This window comes from Bradyrhizobium sp. AUGA SZCCT0176 (assembly GCF_018130145.1).
Classification (GTDB): Bacteria; Pseudomonadota; Alphaproteobacteria; order Rhizobiales; family Xanthobacteraceae; genus Bradyrhizobium.
The window spans coordinates 51,753-73,628 of record NZ_JAFCMB010000001.1 but is presented as its reverse complement, the minus strand read 5'-3'; the positions used below and the strand labels follow the sequence as shown (position 1 = coordinate 73,628).

Sequence of the window (21,876 nt, the reverse complement as noted above, 5' to 3'; positions counted from 1 at the left end):
CGCAAGCCGGTAAGCCGACCGCGCTGACGGTGTTTAAATACCCTTTGCCGGGTATAACTGAGAATTGGGATTTCCTGACATGACCTCGCTCGACAGCTTCAAATGCCGCAAGACCCTCAAGGTCGGTGGCAAGACCTACGTGTATTACAGCCTGCCCGCCGCCGAGAAGAACGGTCTGAAGGGAATTTCCAAACTCCCCTATTCGATGAAGGTGCTGCTGGAAAACCTGCTGCGCTTTGAAGACGATCGTACGGTCAAGAAGGCCGACATCGTCGCGGTGTCGAAATGGCTGAAGACGCGCAAGCTCGAGCATGAAATCTCGTTTCGCCCCGCACGCGTGCTGATGCAGGATTTCACCGGCGTGCCGGCGGTGGTCGATCTCGCCGCGATGCGTAACGCGATGCAGGCGCTCGGCGGCGATGCCGCAAAAATCAACCCTCTGGTGCCGGTCGACCTCGTCATCGACCACAGCGTGATCGTCAATTTCTTCGGTGACAACAAGGCGTTCGGCAAGAACGTGGTCGAGGAGTACAAGCAGAACCAGGAGCGCTACGAGTTCCTGAAGTGGGGCCAGAAGGCGTTCACGAATTTCTCGGTGGTGCCGCCCGGCACCGGCATCTGTCACCAGGTCAATCTCGAATACCTCGCCCAGACGGTGTGGACCCGCAAGGAGAAGATGACGGTCGGCAGGAAGACCGGCACGTTCGAAGTCGCCTATCCCGACACGCTGGTCGGCACCGATTCGCACACCACGATGGTCAACGGTCTGGCCGTGCTGGGCTGGGGCGTTGGCGGCATCGAGGCGGAAGCTGCGATGCTCGGCCAGCCGCAGTCGATGCTGCTGCCCGAAGTGATCGGCTTCAAGCTCAAGGGCCAGATGAAGGAAGGCGTCACCGCCACCGACCTGGTGCTGACCGTGACGCAGATGCTGCGTAAGCAGGGCGTGGTCGGAAAGTTCGTCGAATTCTACGGCCCCGGCCTTGATTATCTGTCGGTCGCGGACAAGGCGACGATCGGCAACATGGCGCCGGAATATGGCGCGACCTGCGGCTTCTTCCCGGTCGATGCCGCGACCATCGATTATCTGAAAACCTCGGGCCGCAAGGCCGATCGCGTGAAATTGGTCGCGGCCTACGCCAAGGCGCAGGGCCTGTTCCGCACCGCCAAATCGGCCGATCCGGTGTTCACGGAAACGCTGACGCTCGATCTTGCCGACGTGGTGCCCTCGATGGCCGGACCGAAGCGCCCCGAAGGCCGCGTCGCACTTCCGGCGGTCGCCGCGGGCTTCTCCGCGGCGATGACCAGTGAATACAAGAAGGCGGCGGATGCCTCGCATCGCTACGCCGTCGAGAACCGCAATTTCGATCTCGGCCATGGCGACGTCGTGATCGCCGCGATCACCTCCTGCACCAACACGTCGAACCCGAGCGTGCTGATCGGCGCAGGCCTGCTGGCGCGCAACGCGGCCGCCAAGGGCCTCAAGGCCAAGCCATGGGTCAAGACCTCGCTGGCGCCGGGCAGTCAGGTGGTCGCGGAATATCTTTCCAACTCCGGACTGCAGCTCGATCTCGACAAGGTCGGCTTCAACCTGGTCGGCTTTGGCTGCACCACCTGCATCGGCAATTCCGGCCCGCTGCCGGAGGATATTTCGAAGTCGATCAACGACAATGGCATCGTCGCCGCTGCCGTGTTGTCGGGTAACCGAAATTTCGAAGGCCGCGTGTCGCCGGACGTGCAGGCGAATTATCTCGCCTCGCCGCCGCTGGTCGTCGCCTATGCGCTGGCCGGCACCGTGACCAAGGACCTTTCGGTCGAGCCGATCGGCGAAGGCAAGGACGGCAAGCCGGTGTTCCTGAAGGACATCTGGCCAACCACCAAGGAAATCAACGCCTATATGAAGAAGTTCGTCACCGCGACGATCTTCAAGAAGCGCTACGCCGACGTGTTCAAGGGCGACACCAACTGGCGCAAGATCAAGACGGTCGAGAGCGAGACCTATCGCTGGAACATGAGCTCGACCTATGTGCAGAACCCGCCCTACTTCGAAGGCATGAAGAAAGAACCGGAACCGATCGTCGACGTGGTCGATGCGCGGATTCTGGCGATGTTCGGCGACAAGATCACCACCGACCACATCTCGCCGGCCGGTTCGATCAAGCTGACCTCTCCGGCCGGAAAATATCTGTCGGAGCATCAGGTGCGTCCGGCCGACTTCAACCAGTACGGCACGCGGCGCGGCAACCATGAGATCATGATGCGCGGCACTTTTGCGAATATCCGCATCAAGAACTTCATGCTCAAAGGCGCTGATGGAAACATTCCGGAAGGCGGATTGACAAAACATTGGCCCGACGGCGAGCAGATGTCGATCTACGACGCGGCGATGAAGTACCAGGCCGAGCAGGTGCCGCTGGTGGTGTTCGCCGGCGCCGAATACGGCAACGGCTCGTCACGCGACTGGGCGGCAAAGGGCACCAGGCTGCTCGGCGTCCGCGCCGTGATCTGCCAGAGCTTCGAGCGCATCCATCGCTCCAACCTGGTCGGCATGGGCGTGCTCCCGCTGACCTTCGAGGACGGTCAGTCCTGGACATCGATCGGGCTGAAGGGCGACGAGAAGGTGACGATCCGCGGCCTGCAGGGCGATTTGAAGCCGCGCCAGAAGCTGACCGCGGAAATCGTGTCCGGCGACGGTTCGCTGCAGCGCGTTTCGCTGCTCTGCCGCATCGATACGCTCGACGAGCTCGACTACTACCGCAACGGCGGCATTCTGCACTATGTGCTGCGCAAGCTTGCGGCTTGAGTTCTGTTTTGACGCGTTTTCTACCGCAGATAAGTCTACGCAATCTGCGTAAACTCGATTGCTATGCGAACCGGTATCCACCCCCGGATCAAGTCCGGGGGCATGCTTCGCTTGAAAACGCTTGAAACGCGGATTTGTGATCGGTGCCTCACTGCTACGTGAGTAGCGACCGGGAAGAAGGCGGCCTATGAAAAGGCCGCTTTCTTGCGTCTGGGGTGCGCGCTTAGGGATAGAAAATCATGCCCCGTACAAATACGGATAGAAATCGCCAGGACCGGTTCGCAGTATGACAGCGATGATGGCCAATAGTTCGATTTCGCGATGGTCGAGTGCGCTTGGCGTCTGTGCCATCGTCGCGATTATCCGTCCCGCTCATGCCGACCCGCGCGCGGTCGTCGAGCTGTTCACCTCGCAAGGCTGCTCGTCGTGCCCGCCGGCGGACGAGATCATTGGCGAGCTTGCCAAGGACCCCAACGTGATCGCGCTCAGCATGCCGATCGAATATTGGGATTATCTGGGCTGGAAGGATACGCTGGCGGACTCGCGCTTCAGCGCGCGTCAGAAAGCCTATTCGCAGATGCGTGGCGATCGCGACGTCTACACGCCGCAGGTCATCGTCAACGGTTCGGCGAAGGTGGTCGGCAGCGATCGTGCAGGCATCGACAGCGCAATCCAGCACACCCAGAGAGCCGCCGGCGTGATGTCGGTGCCGGTGACGATGACGTTGTCCGGCAAGCACATCAACGTGTCGGTGGCGGCGAGCAACGCGCCGACTTCATCGCAGGGCGAAGTCTGGATTTGCTCGGTCTCGAAGGCGGTACCGATCTCGATCGGGCGCGGTGAAAACCGCGGCCGCCAGGTCACCTACTACAATGTGGTGCGCAACATCCTGAAGGTCGGGGACTGGAACGGCAATTCCGGAAGCTGGACCGTTCCGCTCGAAAACATCTCCCGCGACGGCGTCGATGCCGCGGTCGTCTATGTCCAGGACGGCAATCGCGAAAAGCCCGGCCCGATGCTGGGCGCGGCCTACACGCCGCTGCGCTGATTTCTCCCGTCGTCATTCCGGGATGCGCCACTTGGCGCAGGCCCGGAATCCATACGCATTATCGTGGTTATGGATTCCGGGCTCGCGCTTTCCGCGCCCCGGAACGACAACAGTGATGAAGCGCACCCCCCAAAAGAAAAAGGACCAACTTTCGTTGGCCCAGTGCGGGAGAAAGCTCCCCTGCGAACAGACCCGATCCCGACGGCCCCGGGGGGCTGGGGGCTGAGGAATCCGGAACCGAAAGGACCGGGTCAACGCAGGATTCACTTGTCGCAAGCCAGCGGGGCGGGCGATGGGCGGAAGTGGGGCAGCAATATGATTCCTCTAACGTTCCCGTGACTCGGTATTTCCGGCGTTGCCGGACGGTCTGTCGCGGTTTCCGTCGCAATTTCAAAGGGCCTTGCGGTGCCCGGCGGTTAGCGCGATCATGTCATTGTCATGATCCCGAAAATCAGGGACAGGTTTTTCGGAACAAGGCCATGCCGGAGACGACAGGAGGCGCTCGATGAGTTCGATGTCGGAGGACACTGATCCAAGCGGGAGTCGCGCAGTGGCGCGCACCGCCACTGCAAGTCCGCTGCCGAATAGCGTTACGTTCAATCGCCTGGAGCTCAATCGCATCCTCAATCTGTACGGCCGCATGGTCGCCGATGGCGAGTGGCGCGATTATGCCATCGACTTCCTGAAGGACCGCGCGGTGTTCTCGGTGTTCCGCCGCGCCTCCGAAGTCCCGATCTATCGCATCGAGAAGGATCCGCGGCTGGCGCGCAAGCAGGGCATGTACAGCGTGATCTCGGCGACCGGGCTGATCCTGCGCCGCGGCCATGAGCTGGAGCGCGTGCTGCTGGTGATCGATCGCAAGCTGGCGGTTGTCTAGACTCTACTGTGCATGGGGTTGTTTTCGCGATTTTGTGTCCAGCCGCGCAGGGTGGGCAAAGGCGCGTTTGCGCCGTGCGCACCAACTATCTGGACCGTCGCCTCGAATGGTGGGCGCGCTTGCGCTTTGCCCACCCTGCGAATCTAGGCCTTCGAATCCGCCGGTACCGTCGTGGCGCCTTCGCCGAGCGCGCGCTGCATCATCACCGTGTCCAGCCAGCGTCCGAATTTGAGACCGACGCAGGGGTGTGTCCCGATCATCTGGAAGCCGGTCTTGGTGTGGACGCCGATCGAGCCGGCGTTGGCGGAATCGCCGATGACTGCGATCATTTGCCGGTAGCCCCGCGCTTCGCATTCGGCGATCAGCCGCTGCAGCAGCAGCAGGCCGATGCCGCGGCGGTGGGTCGCCGGCTGCAGATAGACCGAGTTCTCCACCGTGAAGCGATAGGCCGGCCGAGGGCGGTAGGGGCCTGCATAGGCATATCCGATCACCCGGCCTTCCACCGCGGCGACGAAATACGGGAAACCCCCTTCCATCAGCGCGCGGAACCGCCGGGTCATCTCGGCGAGATCGGGCGGGATCAGCTCGAATGTCGCGGTGCCGTAGCGCACCGCGTGCTCGTAGATTTCGGTGACAAAGGGGAGGTCGGCCTCGGTGGCGGGCCTGATATCGGGAGTAGACATGGTGACAGATTATTTTTGCTGGCCGCAAAAGAAAAGCCCCGGCCGCGAGGCCGGGGCTTCAATTCTTTGGCTGGGCTGGAGCGCTAGTCGCGCTGGCCAAGCAGCTGCAGCAGCAGCGTGAACAGGTTGATGAAGTTCAGGTAGAGCGAAAGTGCGCCGGTAATCGCCGCCTTTTCCGCAATGTCACCGCCCTGCGAGGCATAGCCGTAGATGTAGTCGTTCTTCAGCCGCTGGGTGTCATAGGCGGTGAGGCCCGCGAACACCAGCACGCCCACCACCGAGATGATGAACTGCAGCATCGAGCTGCCGAGGAAGATGTTGACCACGCTCGCGATGATGATGCCGATCAGGCCCATGAACAGGAACGACGCCATGCCGCTCATGTCACGTTTGGTGGTGTAGCCGTAGAGGCTCAGCGCGCCGAAGGTCGCCGCCGTGATGAAGAACACCCGCACGATCGAGGTGTGGGTGTACACCAGGAAGATCGACGACAGCGATACGCCCATCAGCGCCGCGAACGCCCAGAACAGCAATTGCGCCGTCGCGGGCCTCAGCCGGTTGATGCCAAACGAGATCGCGAACACCATGACCAGCGGCGCGAGGATAAACAGCCACTTCAGCGGGCTGACATACATCGCGTAGCCGAACGGCGTCAGGAACTCCCTGCCGAACTTGGCGACGCCGGCCGACTGATCCGGGGTCACCGCCATCATATAGACGCCGAGCGCCGCCAGACCGGTGATGGCCAAGCCGATCGACATGTAATTGTAGATGCGCAGCATGTACGCGCGCAGACCGGCATCGACGGCCGCGGCGTCGACGCGTCCGGCGGCCCGGCCGAAAGGAGAAGCGTAGTTACGGTCTAGGTCCGACATGGTCGAATTCCCGTTGGTTGCCCGGCGGATCGCAAGGGGTTTGCGTCGCCGGTTAGAATATCTAGCCCAAAGGCCGCGATTTGCTGACATTAATTCGGTGTCATCAAACCGGCCTCTGTCCCAGGCTGGTATGTGGGAAACTAACACATTCGCTGCAAGCTTCCACGCGCGGCTGAATGTCGCTCTAGATCGCTATTTTCCAGCAAAAGCAGCGTTAACGCGGCCTTGCCGCCCGCTACAAATTGTCACAAATTTCGCAGCACGCTGGCCGGCTTCTGGTTCAGGGCCAGCAACGTGCCGGCGAGTCCGAGGCCTACCGTGACGATCAGGGCCGCGGCGACGACGCCGGCGGCGCTGCCGGCCTGCCATATGAAGCTCAGCGTCATCAGCCGCGTCACGATCAGCCAGGCCGCGACCGAGCCCGCGATCACGCCGAACACCGCCGTGGCCAGGCCGATCATCAGGTATTCCAGCGCGTAGGCGCCGAGCAGCCGCACCCGTGTCGCGCCCAGGGTCTTCAGGATGACCGCGTCGTAGACCCGGTGGCGATGGCCGGCGGCGAGCGCGCCGCCCAGCACCAGGATGGCCGAGATCAGCGTCACGGCGCTGGCGCCGCGAATCGCGAGCGTGAGATTGGTGACGACGGTGCCGATCGTGTCCAGCGCCTCGCGGACCCGCACACTGGTCACCATCGGGAACGCGTCGGCCACCTGCTTGATGATCCGGGCGTCGCCGGCCGGATCCGGGTGAGCCTCGGACAGGGTCGCGACATGGGTGTGCGGCGCGCCCTTGAAGGCGTTGGGCGAGAACACCAGCACGAAATTGATGCCGAGGCCCTGCCAGTCGACGTTGCGCAGATTGGCGATCTTCGCCGGGATGTCGCGGCCCAGCACATTGACGACGATCTCGTCGCCGATCTTGAGCTTCATTCCGTCGGCGATCTTCTTCTCCATCGAGACCAGCGGCGGCCCGCGATAGTCTGCGCTCCACCAATCGCCCTCGACGACTTTCGAGCCCTTGGGGACGTCGGCCGTATAGGTCAGGCCGCGGTCGCTCTGCAGCACCCATTCGGTATCCCGCGTTGGCTTGAGCTCGTCGGCCTTGACGCCGCGGGCTGCTACGATGCGTCCGCGCAGCATCGGCACGTCCTCCACGGTCGATTGCGGCGCTGTCTGCTTGAGAAATGCGCCGAAGCGATCGGCTTCCGAGGTCGGGATGTCGATGAAGTAGAACGAGGGCGCGCGGTCCGGCAACGCCGCCAGGAACTGGCGGCGCAGATTGCCGTCGATCTGGGTGATGGTGACGAGGACGGCGAGGCCAAGGCCCAGCGACATCACGACCGACGGCGTCAGCGCGCCGGGACGGTAGATGTTGGCAATCGCCAGCCGCAGCATGGTGATATCAGATCGCGGCAGCCGGCGCGCCAGCGCCATCAGGCCGGCGGCGACGCCGCGCAGCAGCGCGAACACCGCAACCGACGAGGCGACGAACACGGCCGCGATGCGCTTGTCGTAGGCAAGGCCGATCGCGACCGCGATCAAAAGCGCGATCACGACGGCCATCAAGGCGAGGTATCGCCAGCGCGGACGGTGCCATTCGCGGGCGACTTCCTCGCGGAACAGCGCCGCCACCGGCACGTCGTGCACCCGTCCGAGCGGCCACAGCCCGAACGCGAGCGCGGTCAGCAGGCCGTAGATGAAGGACAGTGCGAGCTCGTCGAGATGCAGCGCGGGGATCACCGGCAGCGGCAGCAGCTTGCCGAACAGGCCGACGATGACGAACGGCAGCGCCGCCCCGGCGACGAGCCCGATGATGGAGCCGATGCCGGCGAGCACGACCACCTGGGTCAGATAGATCGTGAAAACGTCGCGGCCGGTGGCGCCGAGCGCCTTGAACGAGGCGATGACGTCGCGGCGGCGGTCGATATGGCTCTTGACGGCGTTGGCGACGCCGACACCGCCGACCAGGAGCGCGGCGAGGCCGACCAGCGTCAGGAACTGGGTGAAACGGCTGATGGTGCGTTCGAGTTGCGGCGAGGCGTTGGCGCGGCTGCGGATCCACCAGCCGGCCTCCGGCAACGCGGCCCGCACGCTCTCGATCAGCTGGGTCGCTGCGCGCTCGTCGGCCGCATTATCAGGCAATTTCAGCCGGTAGATCCAGCGCACCAGGCTGCCGGGCTGCAGCAATCCGGTCGCGCGCAGACTGGTCTCGCTGACCAGGACGCGCGGGCCGAGCCCGACATTGCCGGCGAGCTTGTCCGGTTCGGAGCTGACCACGCTGCGGATCTGGTAGTTGGCGTTGCCGATACTGATGCGGTCGCCAATCCTGAGATCGAGCCGCGCCAGCAGCACGGAATCCACCGCCGCGCCGAATACGCCGTCGCGCTCGGCCAACAAGTCCGCAACCGGCATCTTGGGATCAAGCGTCAACTCCCCGAGCATCGGGTATTTGCCGTCCACCGCCTTGAGTTCGACCAGCGCCAGCCTGCCGTCGCCGCTGCGGGCCATGACGCGCAAGGCGGCAGCGACCGAAACCTCGCCGCGGGCGCGCAGGAAGGCGATCTCCTCTGGCGTGGCTTCGCGCTGGATCAGCGAGAACGCGACGTCGCCCCCCAGCAAGGTGCGGCCCTCCCGGCTCAGACCGTCGCTGAGGCTGGCCGCGACCGAACCGACGCCGGCGATCGCCATCACGCCGAGCGCGATGCAGGCGATGAACACGTAAAAGCCGCGCAGGCCGCCGCGCAGTTCGCGAAACGCGTAACGCAGGGCCAGTGATGACGAGCGGCGGCTGCCGCCAGCGGCTTCCGACGCCAGAGTCATGAAGTGGACTGTCCGTCGATGCGCCCTGAACGCAGCCGCACCACGCGGTCGCAGCGCTGTGCCAATGATGTGTCGTGCGTCACCAGCACCAGGGTCATGCCGCGCTCGGAATGCTTGGTGAAGAGCAGGTCGACGATCTGCTTGCCGGTCGCCTCGTCGAGATTGCCGGTCGGTTCGTCCGCGACGAGGATCGCAGGATCGGGCGCCAGCGCGCGTGCCAGCGCGACGCGCTGCTGCTCGCCGCCGGAGAGTTGCGTCGGATAATGATGCAGGCGATCGCCGAGGCCGACCGAGGTCAGCTCCTGCTCGGCGCGTTTGGCTGCATCGGGATTGCCGGCGAGCTCCAGCGGCACCGCGACGTTTTCCAGCGCCGTCATGGTCGGGATCAGATGGAACGACTGGAACACGATGCCGACCTGGCGGCCGCGGAAGCGGGCGAGGGCGTCCTCGTCGAGGGCATTGAACGGCGTGCCGTTGACTACCACTTCTCCGCTGTCAGGCCGCTCCAACCCCGCCATCACCATCAGCAAGGTCGACTTTCCCGAACCTGACGGTCCGATCAGGCCGATCGCTTCGCCCGGTGCCACACGAAGGCTGATATCTTTCAGGATATGAACGCGTGCCGCGCCCGTGCCGAGCGAGAGGTTGACGTTGGAAATGGAAATGGTGTCCGGCTCCAGGCCGGTTAGTGAAGAGGGTTCGATGAGACTGTCCATGGATCGGTCATATGGCAATTCCGCCGCCGGGGTCGAGGGCCGGATAGGTATGTTCGTGCACATACTCGTGTTGATTATGGCCTTGATGACGACACAGACGGTTCTTGCGCAGACCCCGGTCACACCCCCGGTAAAGCCGATCAAGATGGTCGTGCTCGGCGATTCCCTGAGTGCCGGCTATGGCCTGGCGGCGACCGGGGCGTTCCCCGTCCGCCTGCAAAAGGCGTTGGAAGCCAAGGGGATAAAGGTCGATATGATCAATGCCGGGGTGTCCGGTGACACCACCTCGGGCGGCCGCGATCGGCTCGACTGGTCGGTGCCGGAGGGAACCGAGGCCGTGATCCTCGAACTCGGCGCCAATGACGCCTTGCGCGGTACCGACCCGGCCGTCACCCGCGCCGCGCTCGCCGATATCCTGACCCGGCTGAAAGCCCGCAAGATCGCCGTCCTCCTGTGCGGGATGCTGGCGCCGCCGAATTATGGCAGCGAGTATGCGGCCCGCTTCAACGCGATCTACCCGGAGCTTTCGAAATCCTTCGGCGTTTCGCTCTATCCGTTTTTTCTGGAAGGCGTCGCCGCTGAGGCCAAGCTTAACCAGCCGGACGGATTGCATCCGACCGCTGAGGGCGTCGACATCATCGTGAAAAATATTCTGCCCAGTGTCGAGGCATTTCTTGGCGCGATAGCTGCGCAACGCAGCTGAAAATACAGCAGTGAATAACCCTACCGATAGTTTTCCCCGTAGCTTTCCGGTCCAGTGGCGCCGGCTGCTTCGCAGGGTCATATAACTCAGGTAGAAATTGGTGATCGGTGATTCGTCATCGGGTTTCAGCATCGGGAGTCGAGCGATGCCGCGTTTGTTTGCTGGACTGGAAATTCCGGCCGAGATTGGCCAGACCCTTTCCAATTTGCGTGGCGGCCTTCCGGGCGCACGCTGGATCGATCCCGAAAATTATCACGTCACCTTGCGTTTCATCGGCGACATCGACGGCATGTCGGCGAATGAAATCGCCTCGATGTTGTTTCGGGTCAACCGCAAACCGTTCGAGGTCAAGGTGCAGGGACTGCAAAGTTTCGGCGGCCGCAAGCCACGGGCGGTGGTGGCATCCGTCGAACCGAGCCGGCCGCTGATCGAATTGCAGGCCGAACTCGAGCGGATGATGCAACGCATGGGGCTCGATCCCGAGGGACGCAAATTCACCCCCCACGTGACGCTGGCGCGGCTGCACGACGCCTCGAGCCAGGATGTCGCCGACTATCTGTCGGTGCGCGGCTATTTCCCGAGCCGCACCTTCATGGCCTCGCGCTTCGTGCTGTTCTCGTCGCGCGCCTCCACCGGCGGCGGCCCCTATGTGGTCGAGGATTCCTACGCGCTGAGCGCGTGAGGCCTCCAACCTCTCCTCGTCATGGCCGGGCTTGTCCCGGCCATCCACGTCTTTGGACAGGCTGTGCAGCAAGACGTGGATGCCCGGGACAAGCCCGGGCATGACGGTCGATATATTTGGGCATACCCCCACCACCAATTCACGGCTTGCAATTTTCGCACGCTTGGGGCCGTAAGGTGGGCCATGCTGTCGACCACCCCACCCACCTCGTTCCGCGCCCATTATCAGGGCCTGGTCACCTCCGGAGCGATCGAGGCCGACCCGGCGCAGGCCCGCGCTGCCGACGCCTTTGCGGCGCTGGAAGACCGGCTGTCCAGCTACAAGCCGCTGCGCAAGCAAAGCCTGCTCGGCCGGCTGTTCGCCGACAAGGACGAGCCGCCGCCGCGCGGGCTTTACGTCCATGGCGAGGTCGGCCGCGGCAAGACCATGCTGATGGATCTGTTTTTTCAGCAGAGCGCCATCGAGCACAAGCGCCGCGCGCATTTCCACGAATTCATGGCCGAGGTGCATGAGCGGATCTACGGCTACCGGCAGGACATCGCGCGCGGCGAGATCGCCGACGGCGATGTGATCGCACTGACCGCGAATGCGATCTTCGATCAGGCGTGGCTGCTGTGCTTCGACGAATTTCACGTCACCGATATTGCCGACGCCATGATCCTGGGCCGGCTGTTCACAAAGCTGTTCGAACTCGGCACCGTCGTGGTGGCGACCTCGAACGTGGCGCCCGACGACCTCTACAAGGGCGGCCTGAACCGCGCGCTGTTTTTGCCTTTCATCGCGCAGATAGCCGATCACATGGACGTGCTGCGGCTCGATGCGCGCACGGATTTTCGGCTGGAAAAACTCGCCGGCGTGAAGATGTGGCTGGTGCCGGCGGATGACGCCGCCGGTGACGCGCTCGACAAGGCCTGGCGCAAGATGACCGGCAACGCGCCCTGCAAGGCGCGCGATATCGCAATCAAGGGCCGCATCCTGCGGGTGCCCTGTTCGTCGCACGGCGTCGCCCGCTTTACGTTCGCCGAACTCTGCGAGCAGCCGCTGGCTGCGTCGGATTACCTTCGGCTGGCGCACGACTACCACACCATTCTCGTCGACCGCATTCCTGTCATGGACTACCCCGAGCGCAACGCCGCCAAGCGTTTCATCTCGCTGATCGATACGCTCTATGACAATGCCGTGAAGCTGATGGCCTCGGCGGAAGCCGATCCGGTGTCGCTGTATCTGGCAACCGATGGCAACGAGGCCAACGAGTTCAAGCGGACCTCGTCGCGGCTGATCGAAATGAGTTCCGAATCCTACCTGGCGCTCCCGCACGGCCGGAAGGATTCAGCCGCGAGCGGCTCCAGCACCGGGCTGGTGGAGACGTAGGATTCAATCTGGCCGTCAATCCGGGACGCACGAAGTGCGAACCTCAGGTGCGCGGTTGCGCACCGGGGAATCTCGAGATTCCGGGTCTGATCCTTCGGATCATCCCGGAATGACGGTGGGCGTACTGGCATGCCTGATTGAAATCAAGGCAAGTCCGGCAGGAGGCCTACAATTGGGCACGCCGCGACTTGAACGTATCATTCGAAAGGGATAACCAGCCTCCCAGTTCACTCTCCATCCTCCTCTACGTCTCAGAAGGACAAATTTCCCATGGCGCGCGACAAGATTGCTTTGATTGGCTCCGGTCAGATCGGCGGAACGCTGGCTCACCTCATTGGCCTGAAGGAGCTCGGCGACGTCGTCATGTTCGACATCGCCGAGGGCGTGCCGCAGGGCAAGGCGCTCGACATTGCGCAGTCGTCGCCGGTCGACGGTTTTGACGCGCATCTGACCGGCGCCAATTCCTATGAGGCGCTCGACAATGCCAAGGTCTGCATCGTCACCGCCGGCGTGCCGCGCAAGCCCGGCATGAGCCGCGACGATCTCCTCAGCATCAACCTCAAGGTCATGGAGCAGGTCGGCGCCGGCATCAAGAAATACGCCCCCGACGCCTTCGTCATCTGCATCACCAACCCGCTGGACGCGATGGTGTGGGCGCTGCAGAAGGCTTCCGGCATGCCGCACAAGAAGGTCGTCGGCATGGCCGGCGTACTGGACTCCTCGCGGTTCCGCTATTTCCTCGCCGATGAATTCAACGTCTCGGTCGAAGACGTCACCGCCTTCGTGCTCGGCGGCCACGGCGACACCATGGTGCCGCTGACGCGCTACTCCACCGTCGCCGGCATTCCGCTGCCCGACCTCGTCAAGATGGGTTGGACCTCGCAGGCGCGGATCGACGAGATCGTCGATCGCACCCGCAATGGCGGCGCCGAGATCGTCAACCTGCTGAAGACCGGTTCGGCCTTCTACGCCCCGGCGGCTTCCGCCATCGCGATGGCCGAGAGCTATCTGAAGGACAAGAAGCGCGTGCTGCCCTGCGCCGCCTATCTCAACGGCGAATATGGCGTGAAGGACATGTATGTCGGCGTGCCCGTTGTGATCGGCTCCAAGGGTGTCGAGCGTATTGTCGAGATCGAGCTGGCCGGCAAGGACCGTGAAGCCTTCGACAAGTCGGTCGGCGCCGTGCAGGGCCTGGTCGATGCCTGCAAGAAAATCGCTCCCGATCTGTTGGGCCGTTGATTTTATTCAGCTTTCGCCCTGGAAACGGGGCGGAAGCGTTTCCGGCTTGCAGTTCTCTTGGTATATGGTATGCCAACTACCAATACCGGCGGGCCGTAGAACTTGCCGTATGAAGGTTTGGGGAGCGTCCAGATGAATATCCATGAATACCAGGCCAAGGCGTTGCTGCATGAATTCGGGGTGCCGATTTCGCGCGGCGTGCCGGTCTTGAAGGCCGCCGATTCGGAAGCCGCCGCCAAGGCGCTTCCCGGCCCGATCTGGGTCGTGAAAAGCCAGATCCACGCCGGCGGCCGCGGCAAGGGCAAGTTCAAGGAAGCTTCCGCGGGCGACAAGGGCGGCGTGCGCATCGCCAAGTCGGTCGCCGAGGTCAACGAGTTCGCCAAGCAGATGCTGGGCGCGACCCTCGTCACGATCCAGACCGGCGCCCACGGCAAGCAGGTCAACCGCCTCTACATCGAGGAAGGCTCCGACATCGACAAGGAGTTCTATCTCTCGATCCTGGTCGACCGCGAAACCTCGGAAGTCTCGTTCGTGGTCTCGACCGAAGGCGGCGTCAACATCGAGGACGTCGCGCACAACACCCCTGAGAAGATCATCACCTTCTCGGTCGATCCGGCCACCGGCATCATGGGCCATCACGGCCGCACGGTGGCGAAGGCGCTGAAGCTGACCGGCGATCTTGCCAAACAAGCCGAGAAGCTGGTCGCGCAGCTCTACACCGCCTTCATCGCCAAGGACATGGCGATGCTGGAGATCAATCCGCTCGTCGTCACCAAGCAGGGCGACCTGCGCGTGCTCGACGCCAAGGTCGCGTTCGACGACAACGCGATGTACCGCCATCCGGAAGTCGCGGCCCTGCGCGACGAGACCGAAGAGGACGCCAAGGAAATCGAGGCGTCGAAATACGATCTCAACTACGTCACGCTCGACGGCACCATCGGCTGCATGGTCAACGGCGCCGGCCTTGCGATGGCGACCATGGACATCATCAAGCTCTATGGCATGGAGCCCGCCAACTTCCTCGACGTCGGCGGCGGCGCGAGCAAGGAAAAGGTCGCGGCCGCTTTCAAGATCATCACCGCCGATCCGAACGTGAAGGGCATCCTCGTCAACATCTTCGGCGGCATCATGAAATGCGACATCATCGCCGAGGGCGTGGTCGCGGCTGTCAAGGAAGTCGGCCTGAAGGTGCCGCTGGTGGTTCGTCTCGAAGGCACCAATGTCGACGCCGGCAAGAAGATCATCCGCGAATCCGGCCTCAACGTGCTGCCCGCCGATAATCTCGACGATGCCGCACAGAAAATCGTGAATGCCGTCAAGGGAGGCTAGCGATGGCTGACCGTCTCGCCGCACCGACTGCCCTGGAGGAACACCGCAAGCTCGCCGTGTTTGCCGGCGAGTGGAGCGGCGAAGAGATGGTCTATCCCTCGCGCTGGAACGCGGGCGGCCCGGCGACCGCGCATGTCAAGGCGCGCATGGATCTCAACGGTTTTTATCTGATCCAGGACGCCGTCCAGACGCGCGACGGCAAGGAAAGCTTCGCCACCCATGGCGTGTTCACTTACGACCGCGAGGACCGCCACTACAAACTGTTCTGGCACGATTCGCTTGGATACTACTCCCCGGCGCCGGCCTCCGGCGGCTGGACCGGCAAGACGCTGATCCTGGTGCGCGGCTCGCTGCGCGGCAACGCGCGTCACGTCTACGAAGTCGTCGACGACAACAACTACACCATGAAAATCCAGTTCTCGCCTGATGCGGAAGGATGGGCCGACGTGCTCACCGGCACGTATCGGCGAATTCACTGATCCCGTCTCCGATCACCCAGGGAAGTAACATCCATCATGTCCGTTCTGATCGACAAGAATACCAAAGTCATCTGCCAGGGTTTTACCGGTAAGAACGGCACCTTCCATTCCGAGGCGGCGATCGCGTACGGCACCAAGATGGTCGGCGGCACTTCGCCGGGCAAAGGCGGTGCAACGCATCTGGGCCTGCCGGTGTTCGACACGGTTGCCGAAGCGCGTGAGAAGACCGGCGCCGATGCGTCGGTGATCTACGTACCGCCGCCGGGGGCTGCGGACGCGATCTGCGAGGCGATCGATGCGGAGATCCCGCTGATCGTCTGCATCACCGAAGGCATTCCGGTGCTCGACATGGTCCGCGTCAAGCGTTCGCTGTCGGGGTCGAAGTCCCGCCTGATCGGACCGAACTGCCCGGGTGTCATGACCGCGGGCGAATGCAAGATCGGCATCATGCCGGCCAACATCTTCAAGCCCGGTAGTGTCGGCATCGTCTCCCGTTCGGGCACGCTGACCTATGAAGCCGTGTTCCAGACCACCCAGGAAGGCCTCGGCCAGACCACGGCGGTCGGCATCGGCGGCGACCCGGTCAAGGGCACCGAATTCATCGACGTGCTGGAAATGTTCCTGGCCGATCCGAAGACCACCTCGATCATCATGATCGGTGAAATCGGCGGTTCCGCCGAGGAGGACGCCGCCCAGTTCATCAAGGACGAGGCCAAGCGGGGCCGCAGCAAGCCGATGGTTGGCTTCATCGCTGGCGTCACCGCCCCTCCCGGCCGCCGCATGGGCCATGCCGGCGCGATCATCTCCGGCGGCAAGGGCGACGCCGGTTCCAAGACCACAGCGATGGAATCGGCCGGAATCACGGTCTCTCCGTCGCCGGCACGGCTCGGACACACCCTTGCCGAAAAATTGAAGCCCTAATTCAATTCTTGGTTCTTTTGGGCGGGAAATTTCGCGCTAAATAGGTTAGAGGTGCTTTAACTCGCTGGTCCGGGCCTCCGGACCGGCCAAAGCGCCGTTTTCCACGCGCGAAGCCAAAAATTACCAGGACGCCATCATGTCTCGCCAGGACGCGAATGCCGCATTTGCCCTTTCCTCCTTTTTGCAGGGCACCAACGCCACCTACATCGACGATCTCTATGCCCGCTACGAGCAGGACCCCGCTTCGGTCGATCCTGACTGGCAGGAATTCTTCAAGAGCCTGAAAGACACCCCGGCCGACGTCCAGAAGAACGCCGAGGGCGCCTCCTGGGGCCGCGACAACTGGCCTTTGACGCCGCGTGACGAACTGACCTCGGCGCTGGACGGCAACTGGGCGCAGGTCGAAAAGGCTGTTGGCACCAAGCTGGCGGCCAAGGCGCAGGCCAAGGGCGCCGAAGTGGCGTCGGCCGACATCAACCAGGCGACGCGCGATTCGGTGCGCGCCTTGATGCTGATCCGCGCCTACCGCATGCGCGGTCATTTCCACGCCAAGCTCGATCCGCTCGGCATCGAAGCCCAGCGCGACCGCGAGGAGCTTGATCCGCGCACCTACGGTTTTGCCGAGGCCGATTTCGACCGCAAGATCTTCCTCGATCACGTGCTCGGTCTGGAATACGGCACGCTTCGCGAAATCGTTGCGATCTGCGAGCGCACCTACTGCCAGACGCTCGGCGTCGAGTTCATGCACATCAGCAACGCGGCGCAGAAGGCCTGGATCCAGGAACGCATCGAAGGCCCGGACAAGGAAATCAGCTTCACCCCCGAGGGCCGGCGCGCGATCCTCAACAAGCTGATCGAAGCCGAAGGCTTTGAGAAATTCTGCGACATCAAATTCACCGGCACCAAGCGCTTCGGCCTCGACGGAGCTGAATCGCTGATCCCGGCGCTGGAGCAGATCATCAAGCGCGGCGGCAATCTCGGCGTGAAGGAGATCGTGCTCGGCATGCCGCATCGCGGCCGCCTCAACGTGCTGACGCAGGTGATGGGCAAGCCGCACCGCGCGCTGTTCCATGAATTCAAGGGCGGCTCCGCCAATCCCGACGCGGTCGAAGGCTCCGGCGACGTCAAATATCATCTCGGCGCCTCGTCGGACCGCGAGTTCGACAACAACAGGATCCATCTGTCGCTGACCGCCAACCCGTCGCATCTGGAAATCGTCGATCCCGTCGTGCTCGGCAAGGTGCGCGCCAAGCAGGACCAGCACGGCGATCCGCCGGACATGCGCATTTCGGTGCTGCCGGTGCTGATGCATGGCGACGCCGCCTTCGCCGGCCAGGGCGTGGTCGCCGAATGCTTCGGCCTGTCCGACCTGAAGGGCTACCGCACCGGCGGTTCGCTGCACTTCATCGTCAACAACCAGATCGGCTTCACCACCTATCCGCGCTACTCGCGTTCCTCGCCCTATCCGTCTGACGTCGCGAAGATGATCGACGCGCCGATCTTCCATGTGAACGGCGACGATCCGGAAGCCGTGGTGTTCGCGGCCAAGGTCGCGATCGAGTTCCGGCAGAAATTCCACAAGCCCGTCGTGATCGACATGTTCTGCTACCGCAGGCATGGCCATAACGAAGGCGACGAGCCGATGTTCACTCAGCCGGTGATGTACAAGAAGATCGCGTTGCATCCCGGCACGGTCGAGATCTATTCCAAGCGGCTGATCGCTGACGGCGTGTTGACCGAGGGCGAGGTCGAAAAGGCCAAGGCCGACTGGCGTGCGCGGCTCGATGCCGAACTCGAGGCCGGCTCGGGCTACAAGCCCAACAAGGCCGACTGGCTCGACGGCAAATGGGCCGGCTTCAAGTCCGCCGATCAGGAAGAGGATGCGCGCCGCGGCGTTACCGGCGTCGATACGGCTATCCTGAAGGATATCGGCCGCAAGATCACCAAGGTGCCCGACGGCTTCCGCGTTCACCGCACCATCCAGCGCTTCCTCGAAAATCGCGCCAAGGCGATCGACAATGGCGTCGGCATCGACTGGGCCACCGGCGAGGCGCTGGCGTTCTGCACGCTGATGCAGGAAGGCCGGCACGTCCGGCTGTCGGGGCAGGACTCCGAGCGTGGCACCTTCTCGCAGCGCCATTCGGTGCTGATCGATCAGGAAGACGAGAGCCGTTACACGCCGTTCAATCACCTTAGCCCCGATCAGGGCCATTACGAGGTGATCAACTCGCTGCTTTCGGAAGAGGCGGTGCTTGGCTTCGAGTACGGTTATTCACTGGCCGAGCCGAATGCGCTCGCGATGTGGGAAGCCCAGTTCGGCGACTTCGCCAACGGGGCGCAGGTGCTGTTCGACCAATTCATCTCCTCGGGCGAACGCAAATGGCTGCGCATGTCGGGTCTCGTCTGCCTGCTGCCGCATGGCTATGAAGGGCAGGGACCGGAGCACTCCTCGGCGCGGCTCGAACGCTTCCTGCAGATGTGCGCCGAAGACAACATGCAGGTGGTCTATCCCACCACGCCGGCGAATTACTTCCACGTGCTGCGGCGCCAGCTGCATCGCGAAATCCGTAAACCCCTGATCCTGATGACGCCGAAATCGTTGCTGCGCCACAAGCGGGCGGTGTCGCGGCTCGACGAGCTCGGCAAGGACGCCACGTTCCACCGCATCCTCTACGATGACGCGCAGATGCTGCCGGACGAGAAGATCAAGCTGGTGGACGACGACAAGATCCGCCGCATCGTGCTGTGCTCGGGCAAGGTCTATTACGATCTCTACGAGGAACGCGAGAAGCGCGGCATCGACGACATCTACCTGATGCGCGTCGAGCAGCTCTATCCGGTGCCGCTGAAGGCACTGGTGCACGAGCTCGCCCGCTTCAAGAACGCGGAAGTCGTCTGGTGCCAGGAAGAACCGCGCAATATGGGTGCGTGGCACTTCATCGAGCCCTATCTCGAATGGGTGCTGAACCAGATCCACGCGCCGAACAAGCGTCCGCGTTACGCGGGCCGCGCGGCGGCGGCGGCGACGGCCACCGGTTTGATGTCGAAGCATCTGGCGCAGCTCAAGGCGCTGCTGGATGACGCGCTGAACTGAAAACTTTGAATTCGTCATGCCCCGCGAAAGCGGGGCATCCAGCAACCCGCGCCGTCAATTGTGACCGTCACGGATTGCTGGATCGTCCGCCCCGGAACGATGACCGCACAGGATATATTGAGGAAAACACACATGACTGACATTCGCGTTCCGACGCTCGGCGAGTCCGTGACGGAGGCCACCATTGGCCGCTGGTTCAAGAAGGCCGGCGACGCTGTGGCGGTGGACGAGCCTTTGGTGGAGCTCGAGACCGACAAGGTCACCATCGAAGTCCCGGCGCCTTCAGCGGGCGTGCTGGGCGAGATCGCCGCCAAGGACGGCGAAACCGTCGCCGTCGGCGCGCTGCTCGGACAGATCAATGACGGCGCGGCAGGCGCCAAGCCGGCGGCCGCGCCGCCCAAGAATTCTGCAGCTGCAGCTGCTCCCGCCGCGCCGCCGCCCGCCGCTGCCGCCGCACCTGCTGCGGCGCCAAAGGCCGCACCCGCGGACGCGCCGCTGGCGCCGTCGGTCCGGAAACTCTCCGTCGAAAGCGGCATCGATGCCGCTACCGTGCCTGGCTCCGGTAAGGATGGCCGCGTCACCAAGGGCGACATGCTGGCTGCGATCGAGAAGGCCGCTTCCGCGCCGACTCCGGTCAATCAACCCGCCGCCGCCGTGCAGGTGCGAGCACCGTCGCCCGCCGACGATGCCGCGCGCGAAGAGCGCGTGAAGATGACGCGGCTGCGCCAGACCATCGCGCGCCGCCTGAAGGACGTGCAGAACACCGCGGCGATGCTCACGACCTTCAACGAGGTCGATATGAGCCACATCATGGCGATGCGGACGCAGTACAAGGACGTGTTCGAGAAGAAGCACGGCACCAAGCTCGGCTTCATGGGCTTCTTCACCAAGGCCTGCGTGCAGGCGCTCAAGGACATCCCGGCCGTCAATGCCGAGATCGACGGCACTGATCTGATCTTCAAGAATTACTACCATGTCGGCGTCGCCGTCGGCACCGACAAGGGCCTCGTCGTGCCTGTGGTACGCGACTGCGACCACAAGTCGATCTCCGACATCGAAAAGAGCATCGCCGATTTCGGCCGCCGCGCCCGTGACGGCCAGCTCAAGATCGACGAGATGCAGGGCGGCACCTTCACCATCACCAATGGCGGCATCTATGGTTCGCTAATGTCGACGCCGATCCTGAACGCGCCGCAATCCGCCATTCTCGGCATGCACAAGATCCAGGAGCGGCCGATGGCGATCGGCGGCAAGATCGAGATCCGCCCGATGATGTATCTGGCGCTGTCCTACGATCACCGCGTCATCGACGGCAAGGAAGCGGTCACCTTCCTGGTCCGCGTCAAGGAGAGCCTGGAAGATCCGGCGCGCCTGGTGCTGGATCTCTGATGGTCGCGTCCGAGTGCCCGCTGCTCGGCGGGTATTGGCGCGGCGTATTGATGGATGGGGGCGAATGTGACCGATAAAGTCGTTGTCATCACCGGTGGTAGCCGTGGCATCGGCCGCGCCACCGCGCTTGCCGCGGCGGCCCGTGGCTTTCGGGTTGTCGTCGGTTACGCCAGCAACGAGGCGGCGGCGAACGAAGTCGTCACCGAGATCGAGCGCAAGAACGGCAAGGCTGTCGCTGTGAAATGCGACGTTGCCGAGGAAAGCGACATCCTCGCGCTGTTCAAGGCGGCCGATCAGTTCGGTACGTTAGGGGCGCTCGTCAATAACGGTGGTATTGTCGGTCAGAGCGGCGTGCGCGTTGACGAGATGTCGGCCGAGCGTATCCAGCGCGTGATGGCGGTCAACGTTACCGGGTCCATCCTGTGCGCGCGCGAAGCCGTGAAGCGCATGTCGACCAAGCATGGCGGCAAAGGCGGCGTTATCGTCAATCTTTCCTCGGTCGCGGCGAGACTCGGTGCGCCCAATACCTATGTCGATTATGCGGCGTCGAAGGGTGCCGTGGATTCGTTCACGGTCGGTCTTGGCCATGAAGTTGCCGGCGAGGGCATTCGCGTCGCCGCGATCCGGCCCGGGCTGATCGATACCGAAATTCATGCTGCCGGCGGCGAGCCCGATCGTGCTCATCGTCTTGCGCACATGGTGCCGATGCAGCGCGTCGGTACCGCGGAAGAAATCGCCAATGCCATCGTCTGGCTGATGTCGGACGACGCTTCGTACGTCACCAGTGCCATCCTCGATGTATCGGGCGGCCGGTAATACCCTGTCATAGAATTCAGTTACGGGACTTCAAT

Annotated in this window: 17 protein-coding genes; 13 read left to right on the top strand and 4 right to left on the bottom strand. The window is 63.2% G+C overall.

Features of this window, described 5'->3' with window-relative positions; translation table 11 throughout:
- Nucleotides 1–79: 79 nt before the first annotated feature.
- The 3 genes from acnA to JQ600_RS00345 all read left to right on the top strand — a co-directional run bounded on the left by acnA (nt 80) and on the right by JQ600_RS00345 (nt 4,725).
- Nucleotides 80–2,800: an aconitate hydratase AcnA gene (acnA, locus tag JQ600_RS00355; RefSeq protein ID WP_212389398.1), complete on the top strand. Its 2,721-nt coding sequence runs from the start codon at nt 80–82 to the stop codon at nt 2,798–2,800.
- Nucleotides 2,801–3,086: 286 nt separating this feature from the next.
- Complete coding sequence (locus JQ600_RS00350; protein WP_212267662.1) at nt 3,087–3,848, top strand: thioredoxin family protein; 762 nt, start codon at nt 3,087–3,089, stop codon at nt 3,846–3,848.
- Between the two features lie 505 nt (nt 3,849–4,353).
- The gene (locus tag JQ600_RS00345; protein ID WP_211999183.1) at nt 4,354–4,725 is read left to right on the top strand and encodes a DUF2794 domain-containing protein; all 372 of its coding nucleotides are present in this window, start codon (nt 4,354–4,356) and stop codon (nt 4,723–4,725) included.
- A gap of 143 nt (nt 4,726–4,868) precedes the next feature.
- Here JQ600_RS00345 and JQ600_RS00340 read toward each other — a convergent pair whose 3' ends face one another.
- The 4 genes from JQ600_RS00340 to JQ600_RS00325 all read right to left on the bottom strand — a co-directional run bounded on the left by JQ600_RS00340 (nt 4,869) and on the right by JQ600_RS00325 (nt 9,818).
- On the bottom strand, nt 4,869–5,408 hold the full coding sequence (locus tag JQ600_RS00340) for a GNAT family N-acetyltransferase (protein WP_212389397.1): 540 nt from the start codon (nt 5,406–5,408) through the stop codon (nt 4,869–4,871).
- 83 nt (nt 5,409–5,491) lie between these two features.
- Nucleotides 5,492–6,283: a Bax inhibitor-1/YccA family protein gene (locus JQ600_RS00335; protein ID WP_212267666.1), complete on the bottom strand. Its 792-nt coding sequence runs from the start codon at nt 6,281–6,283 to the stop codon at nt 5,492–5,494.
- A gap of 245 nt (nt 6,284–6,528) precedes the next feature.
- Nucleotides 6,529–9,102, bottom strand: a complete 2,574-nt coding sequence (locus JQ600_RS00330) for an ABC transporter permease (RefSeq protein ID WP_212389396.1) — start codon at nt 9,100–9,102, stop codon at nt 6,529–6,531.
- Nucleotides 9,099–9,818, bottom strand: coding sequence for an ABC transporter ATP-binding protein (locus JQ600_RS00325; RefSeq protein WP_212273355.1), 720 nt, complete (start codon nt 9,816–9,818; stop codon nt 9,099–9,101). The genes JQ600_RS00330 and JQ600_RS00325 overlap by 4 nt, the downstream gene beginning before the upstream one ends.
- A 55-nt stretch (nt 9,819–9,873) precedes the next feature.
- On the opposite strand from JQ600_RS00325, the gene JQ600_RS00320 reads away from it, so the two are divergent.
- The 10 genes from JQ600_RS00320 (at nt 9,874) to JQ600_RS00275 (ending at nt 21,841) form a co-directional block, all read left to right on the top strand.
- Entirely contained in the window at nt 9,874–10,521 is a 648-nt protein-coding gene (locus JQ600_RS00320) for an arylesterase (RefSeq protein ID WP_312011016.1), read from the top strand.
- Nucleotides 10,522–10,666: 145 nt separating this feature from the next.
- Nucleotides 10,667–11,203: an RNA 2',3'-cyclic phosphodiesterase gene (gene thpR / locus JQ600_RS00315; protein ID WP_192739017.1), complete on the top strand. Its 537-nt coding sequence runs from the start codon at nt 10,667–10,669 to the stop codon at nt 11,201–11,203.
- A 183-nt stretch (nt 11,204–11,386) separates the two neighbouring features.
- Complete coding sequence (gene zapE, locus JQ600_RS00310; RefSeq protein ID WP_212466849.1) at nt 11,387–12,574, top strand: cell division protein ZapE; 1,188 nt, start codon at nt 11,387–11,389, stop codon at nt 12,572–12,574.
- A 270-nt stretch (nt 12,575–12,844) separates the two neighbouring features.
- Entirely contained in the window at nt 12,845–13,813 is a 969-nt protein-coding gene (gene mdh / locus JQ600_RS00305; protein WP_192739019.1) for a malate dehydrogenase, read from the top strand.
- Between the two features lie 132 nt (nt 13,814–13,945).
- Nucleotides 13,946–15,142: an ADP-forming succinate--CoA ligase subunit beta gene (gene sucC, locus JQ600_RS00300; RefSeq protein ID WP_212267679.1), complete on the top strand. Its 1,197-nt coding sequence runs from the start codon at nt 13,946–13,948 to the stop codon at nt 15,140–15,142.
- A gap of 2 nt (nt 15,143–15,144) precedes the next feature.
- A complete protein-coding gene (locus JQ600_RS00295; RefSeq protein WP_212267682.1) occupies nt 15,145–15,621 on the top strand; it encodes a DUF1579 family protein in 477 nt (158 codons plus the stop codon).
- 36 nt (nt 15,622–15,657) lie between these two features.
- Entirely contained in the window at nt 15,658–16,542 is an 885-nt protein-coding gene (gene sucD, locus JQ600_RS00290) for a succinate--CoA ligase subunit alpha (RefSeq protein ID WP_212389393.1), read from the top strand.
- Between the two features lie 136 nt (nt 16,543–16,678).
- On the top strand, nt 16,679–19,636 hold the full coding sequence (locus JQ600_RS00285) for a 2-oxoglutarate dehydrogenase E1 component (protein ID WP_212267685.1): 2,958 nt from the start codon (nt 16,679–16,681) through the stop codon (nt 19,634–19,636).
- 132 nt (nt 19,637–19,768) lie between these two features.
- Nucleotides 19,769–21,025, top strand: a complete 1,257-nt coding sequence (gene odhB / locus JQ600_RS00280; RefSeq protein WP_212267688.1) for a 2-oxoglutarate dehydrogenase complex dihydrolipoyllysine-residue succinyltransferase — start codon at nt 19,769–19,771, stop codon at nt 21,023–21,025.
- A gap of 66 nt (nt 21,026–21,091) precedes the next feature.
- Entirely contained in the window at nt 21,092–21,841 is a 750-nt protein-coding gene (locus JQ600_RS00275; protein ID WP_212389391.1) for an SDR family oxidoreductase, read from the top strand.
- Nucleotides 21,842–21,876 lie beyond the last annotated feature (35 nt).